At 53.6% G+C, this 26,007-nt stretch carries 19 protein-coding genes and 1 pseudogene; 16 read left to right on the top strand and 4 right to left on the bottom strand.

From position 1 onward, the window contains the following. Positions 1-84: 84 nt before the first annotated feature. Positions 85-1,299 (bottom strand): AI-2E family transporter, encoded by a 1,215-nt coding sequence (locus FHS27_RS09260; RefSeq protein ID WP_246419336.1) that lies wholly within the window; start codon positions 1,297-1,299, stop codon positions 85-87. A gap of 151 nt (positions 1,300-1,450) precedes the next feature. On the opposite strand from FHS27_RS09260, the gene FHS27_RS09265 reads away from it, so the two are divergent. The 3 genes from FHS27_RS09265 (at position 1,451) to FHS27_RS09275 (ending at position 4,782) form a co-directional block, all read left to right on the top strand. Beyond that, positions 1,451-2,602, top strand: a complete 1,152-nt coding sequence (locus FHS27_RS09265) for an endonuclease/exonuclease/phosphatase family protein (protein WP_184304409.1) — start codon at positions 1,451-1,453, stop codon at positions 2,600-2,602. A gap of 532 nt (positions 2,603-3,134) precedes the next feature. Beyond that, positions 3,135-3,467 (top strand): hypothetical protein, encoded by a 333-nt coding sequence (locus FHS27_RS09270; RefSeq protein WP_184304411.1) that lies wholly within the window; start codon positions 3,135-3,137, stop codon positions 3,465-3,467. A 145-nt stretch (positions 3,468-3,612) separates the two neighbouring features. Further along, complete coding sequence (locus tag FHS27_RS09275) at positions 3,613-4,782, top strand: App1 family protein (RefSeq protein WP_184304413.1); 1,170 nt, start codon at positions 3,613-3,615, stop codon at positions 4,780-4,782. Positions 4,783-5,027: 245 nt separating this feature from the next. On the opposite strand, the gene FHS27_RS09280 is transcribed toward FHS27_RS09275, so the two are convergent. Next, positions 5,028-6,461: a vitamin K epoxide reductase family protein gene (locus FHS27_RS09280; RefSeq protein WP_246419337.1), complete on the bottom strand. Its 1,434-nt coding sequence runs from the start codon at positions 6,459-6,461 to the stop codon at positions 5,028-5,030. A gap of 449 nt (positions 6,462-6,910) precedes the next feature. On the opposite strand from FHS27_RS09280, the gene FHS27_RS09285 reads away from it, so the two are divergent. The 6 genes and pseudogenes from FHS27_RS09285 to FHS27_RS09310 all read left to right on the top strand — a co-directional run bounded on the left by FHS27_RS09285 (position 6,911) and on the right by FHS27_RS09310 (position 12,833). Then, positions 6,911-8,596, top strand: a complete 1,686-nt coding sequence (locus FHS27_RS09285) for a hypothetical protein (protein ID WP_221224975.1) — start codon at positions 6,911-6,913, stop codon at positions 8,594-8,596. Positions 8,597-8,800: 204 nt separating this feature from the next. Next, positions 8,801-9,379, top strand: coding sequence for a histidine phosphatase family protein (locus FHS27_RS09290; protein WP_184304415.1), 579 nt, complete (start codon positions 8,801-8,803; stop codon positions 9,377-9,379). Between the two features lie 496 nt (positions 9,380-9,875). Continuing rightward, positions 9,876-10,862 (top strand): zinc-dependent alcohol dehydrogenase family protein, encoded by a 987-nt coding sequence (locus FHS27_RS09295; RefSeq protein WP_184304570.1) that lies wholly within the window; start codon positions 9,876-9,878, stop codon positions 10,860-10,862. A gap of 118 nt (positions 10,863-10,980) precedes the next feature. Beyond that, on the top strand, positions 10,981-11,955 hold the full coding sequence (locus tag FHS27_RS09300; RefSeq protein WP_184304417.1) for an LLM class oxidoreductase: 975 nt from the start codon (positions 10,981-10,983) through the stop codon (positions 11,953-11,955). 70 nt (positions 11,956-12,025) lie between these two features. After that, positions 12,026-12,180: pseudogene (locus tag FHS27_RS09305) on the top strand (IS256 family transposase); the annotation flags it as partial. Positions 12,181-12,362: 182 nt separating this feature from the next. Then, positions 12,363-12,833, top strand: coding sequence for a transposase family protein (locus tag FHS27_RS09310; RefSeq protein ID WP_184304419.1), 471 nt, complete (start codon positions 12,363-12,365; stop codon positions 12,831-12,833). Between the two features lie 151 nt (positions 12,834-12,984). Here the strand turns inward: FHS27_RS09310 and FHS27_RS09315 are convergent, their stop codons facing one another. Beyond that, on the bottom strand, positions 12,985-14,394 hold the full coding sequence (locus tag FHS27_RS09315; RefSeq protein WP_184304421.1) for a FecR domain-containing protein: 1,410 nt from the start codon (positions 14,392-14,394) through the stop codon (positions 12,985-12,987). After that, positions 14,391-14,972: a sigma-70 family RNA polymerase sigma factor gene (locus FHS27_RS09320; protein ID WP_184304423.1), complete on the bottom strand. Its 582-nt coding sequence runs from the start codon at positions 14,970-14,972 to the stop codon at positions 14,391-14,393. The genes FHS27_RS09315 and FHS27_RS09320 overlap by 4 nt, the downstream gene beginning before the upstream one ends. Before the next feature lie 311 nt (positions 14,973-15,283). Here FHS27_RS09320 and FHS27_RS09325 point away from each other — a divergent pair, with 311 nt between their 5' ends. From FHS27_RS09325 to FHS27_RS09355, 7 genes are all read left to right on the top strand, one after another. Continuing rightward, positions 15,284-16,513 carry a DUF1559 domain-containing protein gene (locus FHS27_RS09325; protein ID WP_184304425.1) on the top strand — a complete coding sequence of 410 codons (1,230 nt, stop codon included), beginning with the start codon at positions 15,284-15,286 and terminating at the stop codon, positions 16,511-16,513. A 418-nt stretch (positions 16,514-16,931) separates the two neighbouring features. Beyond that, the gene (locus FHS27_RS09330) at positions 16,932-18,290 is read left to right on the top strand and encodes an endo-1,4-beta-xylanase (RefSeq protein ID WP_184304427.1); all 1,359 of its coding nucleotides are present in this window, start codon (positions 16,932-16,934) and stop codon (positions 18,288-18,290) included. A gap of 149 nt (positions 18,291-18,439) precedes the next feature. Continuing rightward, positions 18,440-19,834 (top strand): sugar porter family MFS transporter, encoded by a 1,395-nt coding sequence (locus FHS27_RS09335; RefSeq protein WP_184304430.1) that lies wholly within the window; start codon positions 18,440-18,442, stop codon positions 19,832-19,834. A 250-nt stretch (positions 19,835-20,084) separates the two neighbouring features. Next, a complete protein-coding gene (locus FHS27_RS09340) occupies positions 20,085-24,074 on the top strand; it encodes a glycosyl hydrolase 115 family protein (RefSeq protein WP_184304432.1) in 3,990 nt (1,329 codons plus the stop codon). 129 nt (positions 24,075-24,203) lie between these two features. Further along, the gene (locus FHS27_RS09345) at positions 24,204-24,539 is read left to right on the top strand and encodes a hypothetical protein (RefSeq protein ID WP_184304434.1); all 336 of its coding nucleotides are present in this window, start codon (positions 24,204-24,206) and stop codon (positions 24,537-24,539) included. 8 nt (positions 24,540-24,547) lie between these two features. Continuing rightward, positions 24,548-24,679: a hypothetical protein gene (locus tag FHS27_RS31620; protein ID WP_184304436.1), complete on the top strand. Its 132-nt coding sequence runs from the start codon at positions 24,548-24,550 to the stop codon at positions 24,677-24,679. 169 nt (positions 24,680-24,848) lie between these two features. After that, positions 24,849-25,973, top strand: a complete 1,125-nt coding sequence (locus FHS27_RS09355) for a glycoside hydrolase family 43 protein (RefSeq protein WP_184304438.1) — start codon at positions 24,849-24,851, stop codon at positions 25,971-25,973. Positions 25,974-26,007: the final 34 nt, after the last annotated feature.

Raw genomic sequence — 26,007 nt, forward strand, 5'->3', positions numbered from 1 at the left:
AGAATCGAAAATCAGATGGGCCCTCCATCCGTTCATGCCCATCGGTCTTCGCAACATCCATGCCAAGTACATCACTCTGAGGAGTCACACCGACTCTGCTATCGCTTCATCCTGTTTAAGAGGTTCGCAATCGTCGCCAGGTCGACAGGGGTCTTCACCTAAGACAACTGCGATCGCATACGTCTCATCGAAACTGGCAAAGACTTGCCGCATCACGATTAGCAAGGGAACCGACAACAACACGCCCGCCATGCCCCACATGAATCCCCAAAACGCAACCGACACGAGCACGATCAAACTTCCGACTTTCAGTGTCGTCCCCAAGATTGCCGGTGTGACGAATTGTCCTTCCACCGCGGTGGTTACCCAGAACGCAGCAGCAGTCAACAGGGAACGACCAAAAGAATCGAACGTCGTTCCGGCTGCTACCAAGACAACCAGTGTGCCCGCAATCGGACCAAGGTATGGAACAAAATTGAACAGCGCTGCCATCGCTCCCCAAAGATACGGCGTCGGCATGCCGACGGCCCACATCACGATCGTGACCGCCACGCCGAGCCCCGCGTTGATGATCGTGATTTGCCCGAGGTAGGTACCAACACTGTTTTGAATTTCAGCAATCGTTTCGAGCACGCTTTCGCGACGGCCGCCTCGAGGCAAAACGTTCAAGATGCGATTGAGCACGTCATCACCGTTGGTCAACATAAAGAACGTGAGCACGCCGATCGCACCAACAAACGCGAGCAAGTGCCCGGTTTGATTGATCAAGTACGCAGGGTCGATCACGCTCGGCTTTTTCACCGAGACGGTCACCTCCGTCGGCTCATTTCTCACGCCTTCAGTGGCTTGGCTAAGCTGTTCTTCCGCTCGATCGACCGTCGCCAATGGTTCAGCGACTCTGTCGAACTTCTCTCGCAGTCGATTGACACTTTCCGGCGCTTCGGCAAGCCAACTTTGCAACGGGCTATATAGTAAGGACGTCACGAGAGCGGCAATCGAAAAGAACACCAGTATCACAACCGCGGTCGCGGTCACTTGGTTCAATCCCAAACGACACAACCGCGCGACCAGCGGCCTCAATGTCAGATAAGCGATCAACGAAACAGCCAAAGGCACAAAAAGACTGCTGGCGACATACAAAACGCCTAGAATTAGCACAAATGCGATGCAAACCACCCATGGCGATGTTGAATCACGACGAGTCCAATGCGGGCCATGGACGCGAAGCGAATCCGCGGCGAAACCGGATTGACGACGCCCGTTTGACATTCTGGCCGGTCTGTCTCGCGTAGTTGCCATGGTTTTTCCCGGATTGGTTTCAGCTCTCCGATTGATCGGATCGCGAACATTTGTTCAACACTCGCTCACGCAGCGGACGCAAACCGCGTTCCGGCGCGATTGTTGCAACCATGTTCCGTTGGAAGTGCCGCGAATTTCATGAAGGACCACCATGCTCATAACAATGCTCGACTATTTGCTGTTACTCATCCAGGTGTTCCTGGTGAGCGGCTCGCTACTCAACCTCAGTTCGAACCCGCATTGGTTCATCCGAGGTTGGGACTTCCCGCGCGTGCAAATTATCGTCATTGGTTGGGCAATCGTGCTCTGCCATGTCGCCGTTCACTCCGCCGTCGGAGGAGAATCGCCCATTCCATTCTGGTTACTCGTCACGCTCGCCGTGGGGCTCACCCTGTGGCACGGATTCCGCATCATTCCCTACACTCTCGTATTCCCACGACAAGCAAAGCCGACGGCTCGGGAGCATCGCCGGAGCGAGGATCCAGCCACGGTGCGGATGGTGGTCTCCAACGTCGAAGAGGAAAACGACCAGTACGAACGATGGCTCAAAGTCGTCCAGGACGCTGATCCAGATATTCTCGTCGCCCTCGAAATCGATGAACATTGGGTCGACGCGGTTTCCTCGACCCTGTTTGAACGGTACCCACACCGCATCGTCCAACCGCAAGACAACTGGTACGGCATGATGTTGTTGTCCCGCCTGCCCATCATCGATCACAAACTGCGTTTTCTCGTTCAGGACGATATTCCGTCGATTGACGCCCATATTCAACTCGATAATGGGCAGCAGATCCGCGTCATCGCGGTGCACCCACGCCCACCGGAGCCGTGGCGAGGAAATGACGCCACCGCCCGCGACGCCGAGCTTACAATTTGGGGGCAAGAACTGGCTGATGAGACTGGACCGACCATCATTGGAGGCGACCTTAATGACGTAGCCTGGTCGGCAACGACGCGTTTGTTCCTACGTACCAGTGGCATGTTGGACCCGCGACGTGGCAGGGGATTCTTCAACACATTTCATGCCGATCACTGGTATTGCCGGTACCCGCTCGACCATATCTTCCATTCCCCCCACTTCACCGTCAGTGACATTCACCGATTGCCACACATCGGCTCGGACCATTTCCCAATGATGATCGACCTGCGACTCGAACCGGAACGCAAAAAAGAGCATGAGGTCCTCGAGGAAAAACCGGACGACCAGGAAGAAGTCGACCTTCGCATCGAACGGGCTCGTGAAGACGAAGAGATTAATGGCGAAGCGGTCCAACGAGAACCCGAACACGCCATCCGCGATTGAATCCGACGACGAGTTGCGACGAAGCCGCGCAAGCAGCGAGCCCAGCCGATCGTTGATCATTTCTATTGAAGCCTTATCGTCGATCGATGATCGCCCAAGGGTGTCGATTTCTCTCCAAATCGAACGCACTCTCCGTGCGCCGCCGATTAACAAACGCTACGAATCAAAAACAATCGTTCGCTTGGCCGGGATCACGGGTCGTCACCATCCAGACGACTACCGCCACGACTTTCGAGAACCTCAGTGCAACGGCGAGAATCATACGGTCGCGTTCCGTATCTAACGCTGCCCAACCAGCGGAGCAGATTTTGTCGAGTGCAAAACTCAGTCGCTGAAACCACCGTAAACGTGAATGCAAGACGCTCGCGGACGGATCGCTGAAGGCAGCTGCAATTCAGATTCGCGTTTCAACAAAATTCGGCGTGACTTTGGCACGACGATTGCCTTTCCTTCATCCAGTTCAACTTCGAATCCTGACGCCGCCTGCGACCGTCGCGAGGCGGCGAATTGCCACCAACAGACAGGTACAAAAATGAAGACTTTACTTAGTGTCTTGACTCTCGCTCTCGGTTTGACTTTCGTCGGTTGCGATGACTCCGTATATGACGAGCGAGCCGAAGATGTCCGTGACACCACTCAGCAGTACGCTGACGACGTTCGCGAAAACTACGACAACGCAGCGGAAAACATCGAAGACCGATACGAATCCGCTCGCCCTGCCTGGGAAGATCAGGCTGAAGAAAAAGCTGACAACCTGGAAGACCGCGGCGAACAAATCGCTGATCAAATCGAGGCAGAAGGCGAACAACGTGCCGACCAACTCGAAGAGATGGACGATAACGAAACCGTCCAGGAAGTCGAATAAATCGCTGAGTTGACGAGCGTTCATGCGACGCGAGTCCTATCGAGCGGCCTCGACACTGTCGAGTTAGGAAGCCGCCAAATTAAATTTCCCGAACAGCCGATCTCATGATCGGCTGTTTTTGTACCCAAATCCAAGGACTGATTCCGTGAGTGTCGCCGATAACCATGAATGGCAACAGCACTTCAAGAGCTGGTTGACTCGTACCGCTTCGGCGGCCGATGACATCACCGACTCCGGCATTCGACGAATCAGGCGTCGCTTTGGTCGAGAAGGCGTACCGAAGATTCAGCCATACATGGGATACGCATCAACTGACTTCATTCATCTGCACGGGAGGGTCCTTACCAATCCACCAATCAGTGCCGACTATCAGAGCGACCGCTGGTGGCGAAACCTAAGCAACGCAATCCAGCGTTTCGTAAGCGATGAGGTTCCTGGCGTCACCGTAGAAGCGACATTGGACGGTCAAAGAGCAACCACGACCTCCGACGCCGAAGGTTACTTCCATCTCGAACTTCCCCGATCCGAAAGCCGCGATCACGTCTTTTGGGATATCGCAACGTTGCGAATCCTCAACCACCCGCGGGCGCGACGTCAGAGCGACCGGGCATCGTGCGGCGTGTTATCGGTTCCCCCTGACGCCCGTTATGCGATCATCAGCGACGTCGACGACACGATCCTGCACACCGGTGCGACCGACATTGCCACCATGGCAAAGCTCACCTTCTTCGGCAATGCGCGTACGCGTGCTCCTCTCGATGGAGTCGCTGAACTGTACGAACATCTGCAGCGGGATACCCACGGTGTCCCCACCAATCCGATCTTCTACGTTTCGAGTTCGCCATGGAATCTCTACGATCTACTCGAAGACTTTTTGGAACTCAACGCCATCCCTCGAGGTCCGCTGTTGCTGCGTGACCTTGGATTTGATGAAAACAAGTTCTTGAAGTCAGGGCACGACCACAAACTCGATAAAGCTCGACGCTTGATCAAGACTTTTGATCAGCTTCCGTTTCTCCTCTTTGGCGACTCCGGACAGGAGGACGCGAGACTGTACGCGGCCGCCGCTGCGGAGTTCCCCAAACGCATTCATGGCATCTTCATTCGTGACATCGATCCAGATTTGGTGAGCAACCACGATGCGAAAGTGGATCAATACGTTCGCAAATCGGCAGAGGTGGGCGTACCGATGTACTTGGTCAAAGACAGCACGCAAGCGGCTGAGATTGCGATCGAACACGGCTGGCTCACTCCCGAGGCGATTACCCCGATCCAAAACGCAACGCGTCGAGACGTCAAACGTCCCGAAGCATAATCAAGCTCCTGAAGTCGCAAATAAAAACTTCGAGGCTCAGGCTGTGGTTAACCCAAACCTTGAAGGCAACTTGCTCAATCACTTCTTGATTTGAGCGGAGGCTGTTGTTTTTCCGGCTCAGCACCCAACGCACCCTCCCATGGCGTATCCACTGGCAGGAATGAGTTAATGCTCATTCGTACTTCTAGCCCGGCTTGCGTCTCATCCGCCTTCAAATAGGCGTGAATAAGCCGCCACAAACGTGTCTATCGATTCCGATTGATCAAATCAATCATTGCTTGAGCCGAATCCACAGCACCTACCGTGGTTGTTCGCGAGAACAACAGTTTTGGAATCTTTCCCGATCCAGCCTGCTGATACAACTGAACGTGTCGTTGAATGTATTCACTCGGAACCGAGCCACTCAAGACATCAGTCAGTTTTGCCTTATCGACAAGAGAAGACGCGTGATTCAACGCGTCGGCATAAGACGGCGTGGACTCAAAGAGATAGTCATGAAACTCCGCGAACTTCTGACGATCGACCATCCACACTGCAACTGAGAGCTTGGCAATCTCACATGCCTCGGAATGACTCGCATGCGTCGATCGAACGGTTGGGTTGCATTTCCCGTCGAGCGGCACAGGCAACGCGATCACGGCCAAGCGTTCGCCAAACTTTTCACGAGCCGCGTCCAACGATTTGTGCGTCTGTTGGCAATGCGGGCACGTGTAATCAAACATTTCAACGAAGACGATGTCGGCATCGGGATCCCCTACGACCGGCCAATCTTTCGTCGAAAGCTTTACCCCGCCAAGCACCTGGACAGTCTTGAACGGCTCCTGAGACGCCGCACTCACTTCGCCATAAAGTAATGACGCAGGATTGATGATCACCGACGCAAACTTCGCTGCGCTTCCAATCCCGAGATCAGACAACCCGAGTTGTGCAAAATTTTCGTGAATCGCTGTGCTCGTACTCACCGACGCAGGTGGGGCGAAAAATGTCCCATCGGCATCTGCTCCCGCGTTAGTCCCTGATTCAATGGAGGCCGGAACAGAGTTGTATTCAATCGTCTGGTAGGTGACTGGAGGTTCGGAGGTCGCCTGCAGCGTGATCAAAACCGCTAACGCGCCTACCCCACCGGCACCAATCCACCGAAACGCTTTTCGATCGACGGGATGGTTCCACAAAAACGTTCCAGCGAGAACCAACCCTGCTGCGTGAGCGACGAGGCAGTAAGGGCAAAGATGCCCGAGAGCAAACACCTGCAAACCGATAAACCAAACCGCCGCGCCCCCCGCGGCCACGCTTGCCAATCCGATCACGCCCCAACGAAGTTGCCGCAAACGCGTGCTCACCGGATTGACCAACAACAGACTACTCACGGTTGCGTGCGTCAGCAGCGCGGGGATGCTCACCGGCACCGACAAAACCTTTGACCAACGGCTGTGCAAAACATGTTCGCAATCGAATACGCTGCCGCCACTGCAACCGGCGACCGGCGATAACGTCATCGCAGACCAAGCCAAATAAGCACTCGTGATAAACGCCGTTACACTGCACGCGAGCATCACACCCCACGCGGCAGTCGACATTTCAAACAAACCGTTGCCAGTCGTCGTCTTAGGACTCAGTGGTCGTGAGTGCCACCCCGAGAGAGTGTGGGAAAGCGGGCGTTGCAGATCGACAGTGGACATGGGTGACTCCGATGACAGGTAAGATTCTCTTGGTGCTTCACCCCATCAACGCAGTTTGCATGCCAAGTCAAATCGGATCGGGTCCGCATCTAACGTTGGGACGATTCTGGTCCCTTCCACGGGCATTTTGGCAAACCATCGATTCCAGTAGGAAACACTGGACGCAAATCGACCAACCCTAACTTGTCTTTGTCGACACGCATCGCGATCCAGACGATGGCATCGGTCCGCGTGATTCACCGTCGGAAGGCGTGCTTACTCCATCCGACACTCCCATTTCCACCTAAAGCGGCCACGTTTCACCGTAAATGCCTGTCTCATCAGTTGCTCTCCGCTACAACTAGACGCTTCACCCCAGAAACGTATTTCTCTCGACGCCACCGATCAAATTGATAGACACGGTTGATTTGATCGCCCACCTGCCACCGCCTTCCTGCAAGAGTCGATCCATGCTGAAAACTCGTTCAGACATATGGGGAGTCCTCCCAATATTCTTTTCCGTCGTGATCATCGCATTCGCTACTGCGTCCGCCGGAGACACCACGTCTAAACCTGACACGTCGTCTCATACTGAAACAGATTCGAAACCGACTCCCGTCGAGACGGCGGGTTATTTGCTCGTCCCGCATGAGAAGCTCTCGGAAAAATACGACGCCGGTTTTTCGCTCTATGTCTCTGCCTGGCCGCTCCTCGACAAATACCCGGGAAACCGATTCCAAACGGGGCTCTTCGGAACATGGATGTTTGCGAAGACCGATGAAAAACGGTCGATGGAAACCTACAGCGACATCGAGGGCGGTTTGGGATGGTGGCGTGACACCCGATTCGCCACCGAAACACCCAAATTCATCATGGGCGGCGTGGCCAAGAGTTTCAGCGAATGGGCGAACGGCCCGGGGGCGGGCAAGGGTCGCGATTGGTCGAAACCTCAAGGCAAGTACGGCATCGCACAACTAAGCCCGCATGTCGTATGGCCACCGGACGGTTTGAATCTGGAACAAGGAACCTGCAGTCAACTCTTTGGCTACGGCTACCTACCACTCCCGCTTACCGACGCCAAACAAACGACCGCGGGCGCCGACGTTCCCACCGGCGACCAATCCTGGACGCTGTTTCTCAACACGGGAAATTTCAAAGGCCCCGTCGCCTTCTTCACGCCTTACTTCTTTTCTAAACCGAGCGTCAAAGAGCCATCGTACAGCGGCATGTTTCTGGACAGCCGCCCGGCCAACCCGAACAAGGCGATCCAGATGGAAACGCAGTACATCCCCGCCTTTCAATCAACCGACTCCAAAGGCGTGACCTACACCCGCGTCGCTCCAACGTCGTTCCCACGTGACGCGAAAGGAACCTCGCCCGTCGTGCACCAAGCCACCGCGTATACGAGAGCCGCACTTTGGGATTCGGTCCAGGAATGGTTCGGCGGTGGCGAACCAGTCGATGGCACCGTCGACACCGCCGCGTCGCAAGTGCATTCCTTTGCACCGGCGGGCGGTTCGACGTGGAGGCTTTATCCGCGGGCCACGCCCAAGGAAGACAAGCGTCCGATCCGCTGGAACGCATTCGCAACCCCCGTAACACTCGGCCCGACGACCTATGGATATCGTTGGGACGAACGACTCACCACCGAAACAGAAACCGAACAAGGCTCGCTCGTCACACTGCCGCAGTACTATCGCTTGGACGAAAACACCGCATCGAAATCCGAATGGGTTGCCGTCACGCCCGACGAGGTTCCCTCCGACACGGGTCTCGCCGACGTCGAATTCGTCAGCCCCCAACGCAAGCCATCGGAAGCCTACGTGACTCCCGACGAACCCGACAGTTGTTGGAAAACGCCCGGTCCGTCCGCCGGCCCCTTCACCACCAAACTCGGTGACGGAAGCCTGCTGACCTATTACTGGTATCGCTTCGCCGACCAACCCGCACTGCTGAATGCTGACCTTACCGATGCCGAGCGTGAAGAAATGCAAACGAAAGTGGAGAAACTGCACCGCACATGGAAAAAGGATCAGGAATACTTACCGCCACCGAGAGAAGGTGAATTGGCGAGACTCGACGCGGGCGTCCTCGTCACACCGCCCGCCGGCATGGAACTTGGCTACGTACCGATCGCAACACGTCAAGAGAAGTAAACATCCACCGTAAGTCTTCTGACCTAGACGAGGCAGACATGCCCCGTGCGTTGGTGTTATCAAACGAACTCGTGTTCATGTACAGCGACACTAATGATTCCCCAGTGCATTCGCCCTCTCAAGGTGCAAGCAGAATCGTCATGTTCCTGCTATCGTGGCGTCACGCTCACGCAACAGGCACCGATCGAGTAAGAACGCAACGAAATGAATACGCACACGCTGCAAAATCGCTTCTACGTTCTACGACACGGTCAAAGCACCGCGAACGAGCAATCGCTTATCGCAAGCTCTCCGGCGGTAGCAATCAATGACTATGGATTGACCGCTGCGGGACGCGAGCAAGTTCGGCGATCCATCGCATCCAACCGCGATAACCTCGGCACAATCACTCGCGTCGTCACTTCCGATTTCTGCCGAACACGACAAACAGCAGAGATTGCATCGGATCTGCTGAACGCCCCGATTCAATCGGCCCGCGAACTCAGAGAACGGTTTTTCGGGAGTTGGGACGAGCAGTCAAATGCGAACTACCAAACCGTTTGGGATGCCGATGCCCAGGATGCCTCACACCAACTTTGGGGCGTTGAAAGCGTTCAATCCGTCTCCAAACGAATGCTCGGCTTCCTTCGCGAGATCGATCTCGCGAGCGAAGGTAAGACTTATCTGTTCGTGTCGCACGGCGATCCGCTACAAATTTTGATCACGGCATTCGCGGGCAAAGACCTGCGGCACCACCAACAAATCCGGTCACTAGAAACCGCGGAAATCCGCTCGCTAGCCTGACTCCCCAGCGTAAGTCGACGCTGCAATCAGACCATCCAGCGAGTCGTGCTCAACCGAAGGTGACATCGGACAGCCTGCATAGGTTCCCATCTTGTACCTATGGGTCTTAAAAGTGCGTTCTTGCCGAATGTCGCGATACTCATACCATGACGCTGTACTCGCGAAAGTGACGATTCAGTCTCAATCACATCGAAGGGATGCTGTTTCGAAACCTGCAATCCAAAAGCTCGAGTCGATTAGGTCACGCAAACGAAACGTACATGCATCATTCGACCTACCGACGGACGAGGCACTCAGAGCAGAAGCCTATTGGTTTTGTCTCGCAACCAATGAAACAACCGCGAGCATGCGTTTTGCCATTGCCGATGAAGAAGGCTTGCATAACGAATTAAACAACAATTTCAACTGGAACGATCTCGTAATCACGGATCAAAACGTTCAATTGCGACCGACTCACCTTTTTTCACTTTTGACTCCGACAACCGAGGACCACACGATGCAAGCGATGCTAATCAAAGCGTATGGCGAAAACGCAGAATTTGAAGCTAGCGAGGTCGTCAAGCCCGAACCTCAATCCGGACACGTGCTCGTCAAAATTGCGGCCTCCAGCGTCAACACGGTGGACACGATGATCCGCAAGATGGGCAAAGACCTCCCGCTTTCTCCCGACACACCCGCGATTCTCGGAATGGATTTTGCCGGGACCGTCGAATCGGTAGGCGAGGGAGTCAGCGACTACGCCGTCGGCGACGATGTCTACGGCTGCGCGGGTGGTCTGGCCGACCTGCCAGGTTCATTGGCGGAATACATGGTTGCTGACAGCAAACTGATTGCCCACAAGCCAAAGAACCTTTCGATGAAAGAGGCCGCCGCGTTACCACTCGTTGCGATCACTGCCTACGAAGGACTCGTCAGAGCGCAAATTCATAAAGGGCAAAAAGTGCTCGTCCATGGCGGTTCCGGCGGCGTCGGCCACGTGGCGATTCAACTGGCAAAGCACTTCGGTGCCGAAGTCTATTCCACCGGTGGTGGCGAAAAACAACTGGCCCTGATCGAGGAATTAGGCGCAATCGGAATCAACTACAAAACGGAATCAGTTGAACAGTATGTGAACAAGCACACCGACGGAGCAGGTTTTGACTTGGTCTATGATTCTGTCGGTGGTGCCAACCTAACGAAATCGTTTGAGGCTGCCGCTCTGAACGCTCACGTCGCGACCACGGTTTCGATGTGTGAACTGGATTTAACTCCGGCGCACTTTAAAGGTTTATCACTACACGTTGTTTTCATGCTGATTCCGATGCTCCACAACCACAAACGAGAAGAACACGGCGAGATCCTGAGCAAAATCGCCGAGATCTCTGAGTCGGGTGGCTTAAAACCGGTACTCGATGAGCAGACATTTTCGTTAGCGAACGTGGGCGAGGCCTACGCACGATTGGAGAGCGGCAAAGGAATGGGCAAGGTCGTTATCGAAAATTAGGCACGAACACGGACAGCAGTCTCAATCCTGAACTCGTCTCAGACACTTTTGAGACACCGCTGAATCATCGCGTGAGCACTCGTGACCACCGTTCTCGTCAACGTCAATGAAAAGAAAGATGTCGTCAACAACCACCTTCGACACAATCGAATTTCAAACGATCAATCGTGGCTACAACACGGTATTCCATGCGAACCGTTTGAGCCTAGGATTGGTGGTGCCGATTGAGAACTATGACAGAAGTCCCGTTCCTGAGATGGACCGTCATGTTGAACGCGTTCAACTCGCCGAACGACTCGGATACTCCGCCGTATGGTTGCGTGACGTGCCTTTCAATGTTCCATCTTTTGGCGATGCAGGGCAAACCTACGATCCGTTCGTGTATCTAGGGTTGCTCGCCGGCAAAACCGAACGGATTGCGTTGGGTGTCGCGAGTGTCATCTTGCCTTTACGCCATCCTGCACACGTTGCCAAAGCGGCCGCGACTGTGGATGTCTTTTCGGGCGGTCGGTTGATCCTCGGCATCGCGTCGGGCGACCGTCCGGAAGAATACCCCGCCTTGCGAGTCCCATTTGCTGACCGTGGCGCCCTGTTCCGAGAGAGCTACGACTATATCAGAAAGATGAGTCAAACACGTCCCGAGACTGAAAGCGACTTTGGTCAAACGCGAGGTGATATCGATCTACTCCCCAAACCGGTATCGGCAAAGCTGCCTTTGTTGATTACCGGAGGCAGTCAACAATCACCTGAATGGCTCGCCAAGCACGGTGACGGCTGGATGACCTATCCACGACCGTTGACCGTGCAGGCTCTCTCGATCAACGATTGGCGACGGCGACTCGAAGAAGTTAGTCGCCCGAATCAGCCGGTCATGCAGCCACTGTACGTTGACATTACCGAAGATCCAAAGACGCCGCCGCAGCCCATTCACCTGGGTTTCCGCATCGGAACGCATCATCTCCGCGAATATCTCAGGGCACGCCAAGAGATTGGCGTCAATCACGTAGCATTAAACCTACGATTCAACCGAGCCAATATCGAATCAACGATGAAACGCATCGCCGACGAAGTGCTACCTGACTTCAGCGAATAATTTGGTGCGAACATGGATGCCTCACCGACAGACAAACGTCCACAACCACCCGATAGGAAACGCCCCATTATTGCTGAACGTTGTAAGGTGGTCCCCCGAAGAGCAGACTCTGCCTCCGCAACTTTCCACTTTTCGTAGGGTGCAATCGACGGGGAGACCATCATGAACGAAGTCAGTTTTTTAGAATCCCTGGGGCAATTTTCTGCCTCAGAAACCGAACCGGTCAGGCCTTAGAAGGCAAAGACCTAGCTCAGAGAATGTGAGTTGTGATGAGTGGTCTAATTTGGGGCTCATCCGACTGACGGGTGCGCAAGGCTGAGTGCGATCGAAAGCTCGGCACATGGTAGTAAAAGTGTGGACATGCCATCTTTCAAGGAGATTTCTCACGTCTTCTTTGAAAAACCCACATGTCCACCACCTTGTTGTATCAGTCCTTTGGCATCCGTGGCTACCGGCAGCCCCGGATCGAGTTCACCGGAGGTGTCACACGATTTCATGTCGAGCCACGTGAAAAGACGGTTTGCTGTCCAATGTGCGGCAGTCGAAACGTGATCCGTCTAGGGTTCAAGCAACGAGAATTTCGGGCTTCTCCGATCGGCCTGAAACAAACCGTCGTCGTCGCCGCCTTACCTCGTGTGCAGTGTCATGATTGCGGGACCGTTCGCCAAATCAAAATTGATTTTGCCGAAATCCGCCGAAGCTACACCAAGGGCTGGGCCAAATGCGCTTTGCAGTTGACCCGCAGCATAACGATTAAGGACGTCGCAGACCTGCCTGGCGTTACCTGGGACGTGATCAAAGAAATCAAAAAGAAGGACCTCCAGCGACGTTTCGCCAACCCCGTCGCTGAAGGACGTCCGGCGAATCACCATCGATGAAATCTGCATTGGCAAAGGCCACCGCTATGTGACGCTTGTAATGGACCTGGACAGCGGTGCAATTACCTTCGTGGGAGAAGGCAAATCGGCCGATTCGCTGGCATTTTCTTGGAAGCGACTGGGGCGTCGGCGACATTCACAGAGGTCTCGGCTACCCAACCAAGTCTTGTGGTTTACCTCGGCTTACCCAAATGCGTTCCACCGACAGTCCAAGGTCGTCGCCGAGTGTACTGAATTGAATAAAAAACGGAACAAGCTCTTCCATTCGCGGGTAACGTGATCGCGTTTCAAATTCTGGCCAAGTCCCATCGGAATTCGCAATGCTGTGCCGGAACACTGTGAAAGGGATGCTGACGGTATGCCAGCCGTCATCCTGCATCCAGTCCGCGTGCGTCTCTTGATACTCATGATTGGGAATGACCCCTTTGAAATCAGTCCGCCGGGATTCAAACAGCACCTGATAAAAGCCTGACTTTTTCATGCGAATTCGAAAGTTCAAATAGCTGTCATTATGAATTCGAAACAAGCCATCTGTGTAGTCCACATTGGAAGTAATCGTGTAGTTCAGACCCCAGCGATTTGAAACGGGAACTGCAGTAACCGCTCCAGGTGAGGACTTGAGTATCTCACCTGCAATCCAACTCTCCGGGAGTCCGTTCTCAAGGTTCGCTTCCCAAGTATCTGGAAGTTGGGAAACTTGTTCCGCAAGCATTTCGACACTGGATGAGACGGTTGCTTTTTGATTCGCTTTAACATCAACTTGGTTTCCGTCTTCGATCCGGCGCATCACCACATGCCCATGATTGACCCGAAGTTTCGTCGTTATCGAATCGGCGGTAATTGCCAATTCGGTTCCGAGCACCTCAAGCACTGCCTTCGGGGTGACTACCAGGAGCGGCTTACCAGCTGGTTGCGGCTTAACAGAGAGCAGCAAGTTTCCATTCTCCGACTCCACTTTTTTTTGGCCATCCTGGACGCTGCAAACAACCTCCGCGGGCCCAAACATTTTGACCGCAGTGCCATCAAGGAACTCAATCTCGATTGAACCCGCCATCGCTTCGATCGAAAACGACTGATGAGAGTGAACGGCCATTCCAAGCTTAACTCTATTGTCAAGAGCCGCGAGCCGACCTTCGGCCATCGTAACCTTGCCGATCACCTGTCTTGTAGCTTCCAGCCCCGAAGGATTCGTATCCGATGCGGTACCCTTCGTGATCGCTTCAGCCACACGTAAGTCTTTCGAAAACGTGCGAGGATATCTCAGAAAACTCCAGCACCCCAAAGCAAACAAAGCCGACGCTGCCATCACGACCAACGCAACCCTCCAGGTTGGCAAGGACGCAGGTGTCGTTGCAAGACTTGGCACCACTTTGCTCGATGGCAGACGATCATTCAATCCCAGTTCATAGCAGGAAACATGATCTACCAAATGTTCGGCCAACAGCCGACTAAATTCGCGATCTGCCAGCCTGCTCTGAAATTCAGCAAACTGGCTATCATCCAAGTCCTCGTCCAGATAGCGTGAAATAAGCTCTTGAGAGATCATGTCTTTTTCATTCATGATACAGATCCTGCTTCCGCATTCAACGCTAACTTACGTTCGATGCACTCCCGCAACGCGGTGCGGCCTCGATACAAAGCTTTGCGAATCGTCTCCGTTGGCTGCCCCACCGACTCAGCGACATCCGCCAAGCTGAGCTGTTTGGAATACCGCAGGTGGATGAGCCGCGTCAAGAGCGGGCTCAAGTGCCCAAGGCATTCAACCAATGCTCTCTTCCTTGGTTCCGGTTCGTTGGCCGATTGCAACTGCTCAAAACCGTCAACCAATTGGTCAATTTGCTCGTCGCTCAGCGTTTGCCCACTTCGAGATCGAGTTCGCCAATACGCCGCAATGCGACGCCGTGCAATCGAACGCGCCCAAGCACCAAAGTTGGAACCCAGCTCAAACGTGTCGGCATTTTCCCATATCGCCACACTAACATCCTGCAAAGTGTCTTCTGCAGCATCGAAGTCACGCATCACAGCGAAAATGAACGCCAGCAAAGACGATCGGTGTTTGATCAGTAGTCGCGCGACGTGCTCAGGGTGTTCTTGCGCACTGCTTTCATCGTTACCACATACGGCAGAATCGTTAGTCATTGTTTCAGGCATCGAAGGTGTAAAATCCAGCGTTCGGGCTGGCTCGCTATGCGCATGATTGCCAAGGAAGCTCAATCGCCATTTCGGGACAAAAACGCCAGCATTACGTACAAAAAACACCCTAGTGTTGTCTATCGCCCCCGAAAAGCCATCTCCGGGGGCTTTACTTGAAAAAAAACGGAGGAGTTTTTGTCCCGATCCAGCCAACCAACTGCCTTGGCGTACAACCAGCCCAATCTTCATTGGGAATATTTAAGGTTTCTTTCTGTGGCATTCTTTACAATGGGAGTGATGACTAAATGAGAGTTCAAATGAGACAGGTTCACCGCGGTTTTACACTGGTTGAATTGCTAGTTGTGATTGCGATCATCGGCGTTTTGGTTGGCCTGCTGTTGCCGGCAGTTCAAGCTGCTCGCGAGGCGGCTCGTCGCATGTCGTGCAGCAATAACTTCAAGCAAATTGGATTGGGGCTGCACAACTACCACGCGGCCTACAATCAACTGCCCGTGCATAGCGGTGGAACCAACAGCCTAGGTGGTGGTGCGTCCGGTGGCAACGGCACGACTGGAGGCGGTAACAATGAAATGCGGCTCAGTTATTTGGTAGGCATGTTGCCGTTTATCGAACAACAAGCGTTGTGGGAGCAGGTATCCAATGGCAGTCGCCGAAATGCCGACCCTGCCGTAACGATGACTGGTTCTTGGAGTCCGATGGGGCCCGTTCCTTGGCAGGCTGCTTACGCTCCTTGGATGACCGAAGTGCCTGGCTTTCGGTGCCCCAGTGACCCTGGCGTTGGCTTGCCGGCGATGGGGCGAACCAACTACGCAGCGTGTTATGGCGATTCGGGATACTGCTTGCACGAACCGATTCTCAAAGCGGACGGTACCGCAAACACTGGAAATTGGTGGGGGAGTGCTACGGAAATGGTGAGGGCGAGTCATCGGGGCGTGTTTGTGCATCGGCAAAAGATGGCCTTTCGAGACGTGCTAGACGGCTTGGCAAACACGATTATGGCGGGGGAAATCGCGACGGATTTGGGTGACCTGGATACGCGAACCGAACCTGGCGTTGCCACGACAAGTACAACAGCCAATCCGGCGGATGGTGTCTATGACAACCCATCTGCATGTGACGGACAAATCAATCCGACCCGTCCTCAATTTTGGATTACGTCTGCGGGATCGAGTTCCGCCGATCGCCGAGGATATCGCTGGGCTGACGGAGCGGCGCGGTACACGCTTGTCACCACGATTCGCCCTCCCAATTCACCTCTATGTCAGGCCAGCGGTGGTGATGTTCGCGGAGGCAACTTGTCGGTCAGCAGCCGACATCAAGGTGGGGCCCATGTTTTGATGGGAGATGGTGCCGTGAAGTTCGTCACTGATTCAATTGAAGCGGGGAACAGCAAGGCCGCGATGGTGTATCGAACGCCCGGTGGCTCTCCGCCGGGGGCAAATCAAGTTGGCGCCAATAGCCCGTATGGTCTTTGGGGCGCGCTTGGTTCTCGAGCGGCTAAGGAGACGATCGAGACCGAACTGTAATTGTCGGTTTTGTCACATGCAAGGCGGCCTGTAGCGTACAGGCCGCCGTCCTTTTTTCGCCATTGAAACATCCTGGCAGCGGAGGTCGTAAGCCTTTGGAGAGTAGGCGTGGGCAGCCAAGCTCTTGCAGGTTCGCTTACCAAATCGCCCGTAGATCTTGCTTAGTTAAACCTATCGTTTTTGTCATAATGGAAACACAAATGAAACTGATCCATGTATTTATAATTTGCCTGTGTGGCGTTTCGGTTTCCGGTTGCGGCGGCAACTCCGAACCAACCACGATTCAGCCGGGAGCGGAGTCGCAATCGCGAGTGGAGGAGTACGAGAAACACCAACGCGAGTTAGCCGAAGCACAAGAAAAGTTGGAAAGGGGAAGGTGATGAAACCAGAACCGCAGCTTTAAGCCGTTCGCAAAGCGATGCAGCCAAAATCGCAAAAGTATAGATGCCTTGCTTCTCTTTCACGCTTTGCGATTGTTGCCATTAAATTGTGTCCAAGCTTTCTCGGCTTCGTCTACTGCCACGAATATCAGGCTGATGTTTGTGGCGTTGGAAGTCACTTCTACAAAGGAATACACCACGTGATTGCCTTGCGATTATTTGCGAGAGATGCCATCTTCAGGACTGGGTTGTTGATCATTGTGCTGGTCGGCAATCCTTGCATGGTCCGTTCTACACGCGCCGACGATGTCGGGTCATTGAAACTCGCTGTAGCGGGGCGATTTAAGATCGGTGTCGGCACCAATCGTGATTTGGTTGACCACCCGCAGGATCGAGCCTTGCTGCTGCGGCATTTTGACATCGTAACACCCGAAAACTGTATGAAGCCTCAGGTGGTGCAGCCATTTGAAGGCGACTTTCGTTTTGATCTGGGTGATGCCTTTGTCAAGTTCGCCGAAGAGCATGGTTTGAAGGTCGTTGGCCATTGTTTGGTCTGGGCCGACAGCGGTAAAACTCCTAGCTGGTGGATGACCGAGAACGGGCAACCCACTAGCAAAGAGACGTTGTTCAGAAGAATGAAGACGCATATCCAGACGGTAGCCGGGCGCTATGGTGACCGGATCTCAGAGTGGGATGTGGTCAACGAAGCGCTGTCAGACGGTAGTGACGGGTATTTGCGTGATACTCTTTGGGCCCGTGTTGCAGGCGAGGATTTTATTGTGCGTGCGTTCGAGTACACCCGGGAAGTAGCGCCCAACGCTTTGCTTGTTTATAACGATTACAACGTCGACACCGATGGGAAACGTGACAGCCTGATTCGCTTGGTTCAATCGCTCAAGCAGAAGAACACGCCGATTGATGCCGTCGGGCTGCAAGGTCATTACGAGCTCGATGCGATCGCGTATGAAGGACTTGGGTCAATGCTAGAAGCGATGCGTCAATTGCAGGTCAAGGTGATCATTTCGGAACTGGACATCGACGTGATTCCTCGGTCGCGTTGGTGGGCAGACAACAACAGGCATCGCGACGAACTCAAGTCGTCTAATCCCTACAAGGATGGGTGCCCACCCGAGATTTTGCAGCGACAGGCCGAGCAGTATGCCAAGCTATTTGAGCTTTTCTGTCGATACGATGATGTGGTTGAGCGGGTTTCGTTCTGGAATTTGCACGATGGCCAAAGCTGGCTCAACTACTTCCCTTGGGATCGCGTGAACCATCCATTGCTGTTCGATCGAAACCGCATGCCTAAGCCCGCCTACCATGCGGTTATCAGAACGGTTCGCCAGTCAATTTTGAAGGCGAGCCATCTTGAGGAGCTTCCTAGCAACGCGAATTAGTTGCATTGCCTGCTTTCAAATTAATTCCGCAGCGTTTGTGCTGGCAATGACCGATAGCCGCTTAGCTGATTGAGCGGTGGATAGACAGACCCAACCGGCGACGCGTGACGTGATTTTCAACAACCTGCAAACCTTTGGTCGGAAATTAGATGACACAAGTAGAGCATAAGAACGGGTTTGTCATTCTGATCACCTTAGTGGCGACGATTGGTGGCTTTTTGTTTGGGTTTGATTCCGGTGTGATCAATGGAACTGTCGATGGGCTGCGGACGACCTTTCAGTCAGACAGTGCTGTGACTGGGTTTGCCGTTGCATCCATGTTGTTAGGTTGTGCAGCGGGCGCCTTTGCGGCGGGCCGAATGGCGGATCGTTTTGGACGCCGAAACATCCTCTTGCTGTCAGCCGCATTTTTCACTCTAAGTGCCTGGGGATCGGGAATCGCCCATGGGCCGTCAGAGTTTATGGCCTATCGTATTCTGGGCGGTCTTGCGGTTGGCGCGGCGTCCGTATTGGCGCCGGCTTACATCAGTGAAGTGGCGCCGGCAAAGTATCGTGGAGCACTTTCGTCGATCCAGCAAATCGCAATTATTGGCGGACTCTTTCTTGCATTTTTGAGCAACTATGCCATCGCCAATGCAGCCGGCAGCTCCCTTAGCGTTTTCGCATGGGGTTTCGAGGCCTGGCGTTGGATGTTTTGGGTTGAATTGATTCCAGCGGCCGCCTTCTTTTTCGCGTTGCTGTTAATCCCGGAGAGCCCGCGTTTTCTTGTGGCCACCGGGCAAAAAGAAAGATCGCTTGGGGTGCTGAAGAAGCTGATGGGTGATCATGCGCAAGCAAAATACGATGAAATTGAATCATCGCTGTCAAGCGACCATCACCGTCCGCGATTCCGAGACATCCTCGGGACGTACGGTTTCCGTCCGATCGTATGGGTCGGGATCTTCTTGGCCGCGTTTCAACAATTCGTGGGCATCAACGTGATCTTTTATTACGGCAGTGTCTTATGGCAATCAGCCGGGTTCGATGAGTCCAATGCATTGCTGATCAACGTGATCAGCGGTGCTGTCAGCATCGCTGCCTGCTTTGCCGCCCTTGTGGCGATCGATCGCATGGGACGTAAGCCAATGTTGGTGATCGGGTCGGTCGGAATGTTGATTACATTGGCAGTAATGGCGTTCGTATTCAATCAATCGGATGTTGCCGAAGACGGATCACTTTCTCTGACAGATGTCAACGGCAAGATTGCGTTGATCGCGGCAAACATGTATGTGGTGTTCTTCAATTTTTCATGGGGACCGGTCGTCTGGGTGCTGCTGGGAGAAATGTTCCCGAATCAGCTTCGAGGTTCGGCATTGGCAGTCAGTGGTATCTCTATGTGGGGAGCCAACTTTATCGTTACGATTTCTTTTCCACTGCTGTTGGCGAATATCGGACTTGGTGGAGCGTATTTTACCTACGCCATATGTGCTTTTTTATCTCTGTTCCTCGTCCTTCGGTTTGTCAGCGAAACCAAAGGTCTCGAACTCGAACAAATGCAGGGTTAGAGGACAAACAATCGATGCGTCTAGACACGGAGAGTTAATAGTTTTCCCCTTGCGAACGTTACAATAAACTCAACAGAAAAACTTTAGGAATCGCAAGATGAACGTTTTTTCGCCGTCAATACACATAACGGTCCTGCTGGCCGCGTTTCTCAACCACTGCGTAGTTGACCAAAGCTGTGATGCAGCCGATCGCTTGGACTTCTCCCATTCATTTGTCTTGGAAAAGGCTGAGCCAGGAAGCTTTCCTCTCGTGGCTGGCCAGCAGGCCACGACGTTGCTTATTGATTCCAGTGACCTGCTAGGGGTGCGGCGCGCCACATCGGATTTGCAGGCTGATATCGAACGCGTTACGGGCGTGAGTCCGAAATTGGTGAGCGATCAAGCCTCTGCGGGGTCACTCGCCGTGATTGTTGGAACATTGGGAGACAGCAGGCTCGTGGATTCGCTCGTCGAGTCGGGAAAGCTCAATGTCGAGGAGGTTGCCGGCAAGTGGGAATCGTTCGTCATCGCCACCCTCGAAGATCCCATGCCGGGGCTGGATCGAGCCCTTGTGATCGCGGGCAGCGATCGACGAGGAACAATTTTTGGAATTTATGAAATCTCAAAGCAGATTGGCGTTTCACCGTGGTATTGGTGGGCGGACGTGCCGACGCGACACCGCGATTCGCTTCACATCAAGGCGGGGGTCTATGTTCAAGGTCCACCGAAAGTGAAGTATCGCGGCATCTTTATCAACGATGAAGAACCGGCGTTCGGTCGATGGTCGCGTGAGAAGTTTGGTGGTATCAACTCAAAGATGTATTCCCACGTTTTCGAATTGATTCTGCGTCTTCGCGGCAACTATCTATGGCCGGCCATGTGGAGCAGCGGATTTGGTGAAACGGACGCTCAGAATCCAAAGGTGGCCAATGAGTACGGAATCGTTGTTGGGACTTCTCACCACGAGCCGATGATGCGTGCTCATCAAGAGTGGTCACGGCATAAGAACGAGTATGGAAACGGAAAATGGAACTACGGTTTGAATACCGAAGGGTTGCAAAAATTCTTTAGAGAAGGAATTCAGCGAACAAAGGACTTTGACAATCTGGTCACGGTCGGGATGCGCGGTGACGGGGACGCCCCCATGACCCAACAAGGGCAGGAGGCGTCCAATATTGACCTGATGGAACGTATCGTTGCCGATCAGCGAGAGATTCTTGCGGACATTGTCAATCCGGACGTCACCAACGTGCCGCAAATTTGGGCGCTCTATAAAGAGGTCGCCGACTACTACCAGCACGGAATGCAAGTTCCCGATGATGTCACGTTGCTATGGTGCGACGACAATTGGGGGAACATTCGCCGCATGCCTACTCGGGAGGAACGTAACCGCGCGGGTGGCGCGGGAGTTTACTACCATTTCGATTACGTGGGATCGCCACGAAGCTACAAATGGTTGAACACGAGTCCGCTGCCGAAGATATGGCAGCAGATGAGCATGGCCTACGACTACGGTGCCGACCGTGTTTGGATCGTCAACGTCGGCGACTTGAAGCCGATGGAAGTGCCAATTGAGTTTTTTCTCGACCTTGCCTGGGATCCTGAGGCTTTGCCCAAGGAAAAGATTGAGGCATGGACAGTAAACTGGGCGAAACGCAATTTTTGTGAAAAACACTCGACTCAGATCGCGGACATCGTTTCCAAGTACGCAAAGTACAACGGATGGCGAAAGCCTGAATTGCTCGACCCCACAACGTTCAGTTTGACTCATTACCGCGAGGCCGAACGTGTCCAGGCCGCATGGCAATCAATCGTCCAGCAAGCGGAGCAGATCAACGCGGAGCTGCCCACAGAATACCGTGACGCTTTCTATCAACTTGTGCTTTACCCGACAAAAGCCTCGGCCACGGTTGCTGAGCTTTACATCGAAACGGGGCGCAATCATCTCTATGCCGGTCAGGGCCGGGTGAGTTCCAATCAACACGCACAACGCGTTCGCGAGCTGTTTGCACAAGACAAACAGCTCAGCGATGCCTATCACCAGCTTGGCGGCGGCAATTGGAATCACATGATGTCCCAAACCCGTATCGGCTATACCAGTTGGTCAGATCCCAAGCAGAACATTCTTCCTCAACTAAAAGAGGTGACTCCCAAGAATGGCGCTGTGCTAGGCGTGGCCGTCGAAGGATCCGAAGCTGCGTGGCCTGGCGAGTTATCCAAGGCAAAGCTCCCTGCGTTGGATGCGATCAATCAGCAGTTGCGTTGGATTGATGTTTTCAATCGGGGCAGCGAGAGCTTCGAGTTTTCGGCCACCGCGAATCGATCGTGGGTCAAACTAAGTAGCGTGTCAGGCTCGGTGGATACGGATCAACGGATTTGGCTCAGTGTCGATTGGGACAAGATATCGCCTGGTAAACACGACGCAGTTGTCACCATCTCACAACTTGGTGGGAGAAGCGTCGACGTTCAAGTTGCTGCGGTCCAATCCGACCAATTCACTCGCGAGCAAACACAAGCACTGGGCGGGCTGATCGGCTCCATTGCGTTCTCGGTGGATCAAGCGAAGAGTTTCGTGCCGTCCGGCAATGCGAGTTGGGAAATCATTCCCGACTATGGACGTGGCTCCGCCGGGGTTACCCTCTTTCCAACCACGTCTCCCGCAATGATGCCGCCTGCAGAAGCACCTCGCCTGGAATATCCCGTGCTCTTTGCCGAGGCGGGCGACTATCAAATCGATCTAATCACCGGATCATCGTTGAATGTTCAGCCCAACGAAAACCTCAGGGTCGCGATTTCGTTGGACCACGAGTCACGCAAGATCATCGATGCTTTCACAGGACAGGCCTACGAGGATCCTTCGAAACGCGGTGACACTTCCGCTCCCGCAATTAAAGATTGGGGCAAATGGGTCAGAAACAATGCTCGGACCTTAACCTGCAAACAGCGGGTCAACGAGGCGGGCGTGCATACGCTCAAGATTTGGGCGGTCGATCCAGGTTTGGTGCTGCAAAAAGTCATCATTCACAAAGCCCCACTGCCGTACTCGTATTTTGGCCCTCCCGTAAATCCAATCGATGACCTCGAGCATACCTTGGTAACACGAGTTGGCCCAGCGACCGCGCATCACTGGGTGACAACCTGGGCGACGGCGGCTGAAGAAATCAAGAGTGGCTTTTGGATGGCCAAAGGTTACGCGCCTCCCGTACCACTCGAAAACAGCACCATTCGTATGTTCCTGCGAAATTCCATGGGTGGGGAGCGTTTACGTTTACGGTTCTCAAATGTATTCGGAACGAGCCCGGTAACGATCAACACTGCGCACATCGCGTTGGCAGCCAAAGACGACAGCAGTGCCACCGATGGTGACATCAACACCGATACCGACACCAAGTTGAAGTTCGATGGCGATTTGAGCGTCGTCATTCCGCCCGGAGAAACGGTCTACTGTGATCCGGTGGATTTCACGCTACCTGACTTGTCGGTTGTGGCGGTCAGCATTCACTACGGAAAGACCCAGGACGATCCGGTGACGGGACACCGGGGATCACGCACAACCTCGTTTTTTGCCAAAGGTAACGCGGTTGCGGTTTCGGACATGGCTGAGCAGATTAAGAAAGATGTCTGGTACACGCTGACGGGAATCGAAGTCTTGGCACCTTCTTCCAGCAAGACCGTCGTGGCGATTGGTGACTCGATTACCGATGGGAACGGCACCAAATATAACTACAACACACGCTGGACCGACTATCTCGCCACACGACTCAGCAAACACGAATCCACTTCGGATGTTGGCGTCGCAAACATGGGCATCGGCGGATCTGGTGTTCGTATGGCAATGGAACGTTTCCAACGCGACGTCCTTGATCAACACGCTGCTCGGTGGCTCGTTCTATTGATTGGGGTCAATGACATTGTCTACGGCAAAGCCCCCGCATCGAAGCTTATCGACGCCTATATGGAAATGGCTCGTCGGGCTCATGAAAACGGTCTGAAAGTTTACGGTGCGACCATCACACCAATGGGCGGCGCGGCATCAGTCGAACAGGAGCAAGTGCGTCAGGAGGTCAACGCTTGGATCCGCACAACAGCCGTTGAAACCGGTGTCTTTGATGCTTGCGTCGATTTTGATCGCCCCGTGCTCGACGAACTGGATAACACGTCCATGCGGTCGGCCTACAAGAAGGATGATTTGCATTTGAATCCAACTGGATATCAGGCACTGGCCGATGCCATTGATTTGAATTTGTTCGTTGATCCCTAGGATCAAGTAACGACTCAGCACGCCATTTTATGTTTGGGTGGTGGCTCTCTATTCCGTCCCTTGCTTCCAACAAACCATACGCTCCGAGATATGTACCAACTTCGCTTAGGGGTAATCACTGTTTTTGCTGTGTTTGCAACTCAAATCGTTATCGATGACGCGATGGCTCAGAATTTATTTCAGCCGATTGTCTCGGAAGCGGCTGAGCCCAGAAGTTCCCCGCTGTTACAAGACGGTGAGGTTTCGCCGATCTTTGTCGACAGCCGCGACCATGCCGGCGCATTGCGTGCCGCGTCCGACCCCCAGGCTGATATCGAGCATGCTAATGGCGTCGAAGCGAATCTCTCGACCGATAGAAAACCTTCTGGAAAGTTGGCAGTGATTGTGGGAACGCTGGGGCGTAGCAACTCAATTGATTTGCTCGTTGAGTTCGGCAAGTTCAACGTTGAGGCCGCCACACGTTGAATATCTACATGGTTGCTCCCGCTGTCGCACTGCAAAAGTTAATCGTGCATGTCAGCCCTATACCACCGAGCTATTTCGGTCCACCGACAAACCCGATGAACGAATTAGCAAGGCTATTGTCGTTTTTCATTCTTTTATAGATCGTCTACACACGCCAATTACATCATGATCACTCAATCATGCCCTCGCTTGGGTACCGCCGTGAACGTAAGCCCGCTTGACGCAGGGCAGGATGGGATCCTGCATCACAGGACGTCAGCCTGTGGTGCGAATTGGTCAATCCTCGATTGGATTACGGCCTATCTTAAAATGCTTCGTTCACTGAAACTCGTTGTTTATCTGCAATGGATAACTCTGGTCACATTGGGGGGATTGAGCTTTCAAGGTGAAACGCTCGCTGAGGAGGCTCGCGCGAACGACGCGAGTCAGCCACGCTATTTGGTACCGGGGCTTTATACCGCTGATCCATCGGCGCATGTGTTTGAGGGAAAACTCTACATCTATCCTTCTCATGACATCGAGACGACTGTCGAGCCAGACGACGATGGCGCCCATTTTGATATGCAGGACTACCATGTTTTTTCGATGGACTCCGTTGATGGTGAGGTAATCGATCATGGTATTGCCTTGGACGTCAAAGACGTTCCCTGGGCTGATCGGCAGCTCTGGGCACCTGATTGTGCTATGAAAAAAGGGAAGTACTACCTGTATTTTCCGGCGAAAGACAAGAATGACATCTTTCGGATAGGAGTGGCCACCAGCGAACGTCCGGAAGGACCGTTTAAAGCCCAACCGCATCCGATCGCTGGCAGCTATTCCATTGACCCCGCCGTTTTTCGTGACACCGATGATTCGTACTACATGTATTTCGGTGGAATCATGGGTGGCCAATTGCAGAGATATCGGGACAACAAATCCACGGAGCGTGGCGTCCTACCCGCCGATACGGAACCGGCAATTTGCTCAAAAGTGGTGCGTCTCAGTGAAGACATGCTCGAGTTCGCCGAAGAGCCTCGCGATGCGGTGATTCTCGACGCAAGCGGCATTCCATTGGAAGCCGGGGATGAACATCGCCGTTTTTTTGAAGCAGCTTGGGTTCATCAATTCAATGGCAAGTATTACTTCTCCTACTCAACCGGTGGAACACACAAAATTTGTTATGCGACCGGCGACTCTCCGTACGGCCCGTTCACCTATCAAGGAGTGATTTTGACACCGGTGGTTGGATGGACGACCCATCATTCCATTTGCGAGTTTAACGGTGATTGGCTGCTCTTTCATCACGACAGTGTTCCATCGGGAGGCATCACATCTCTACGTAGTATGAAGGTGACCAAACTCGTGCACAATCGAGACGGCACGATTCAAATGATACAGGGTAGCGTTGGCCGGGTGGATGCAGCCGAATCGACGGTCGATCGGGTGACTCACTAATCCAACTTCCTTTCGTTTTTTCACACGAGGATTG

The sequence above is a fragment of the Aporhodopirellula rubra genome (assembly GCF_014192335.1).
GTDB classification, from domain to species: Bacteria; Planctomycetota; Planctomycetia; order Pirellulales; family Pirellulaceae; genus Rhodopirellula; species Rhodopirellula rubra.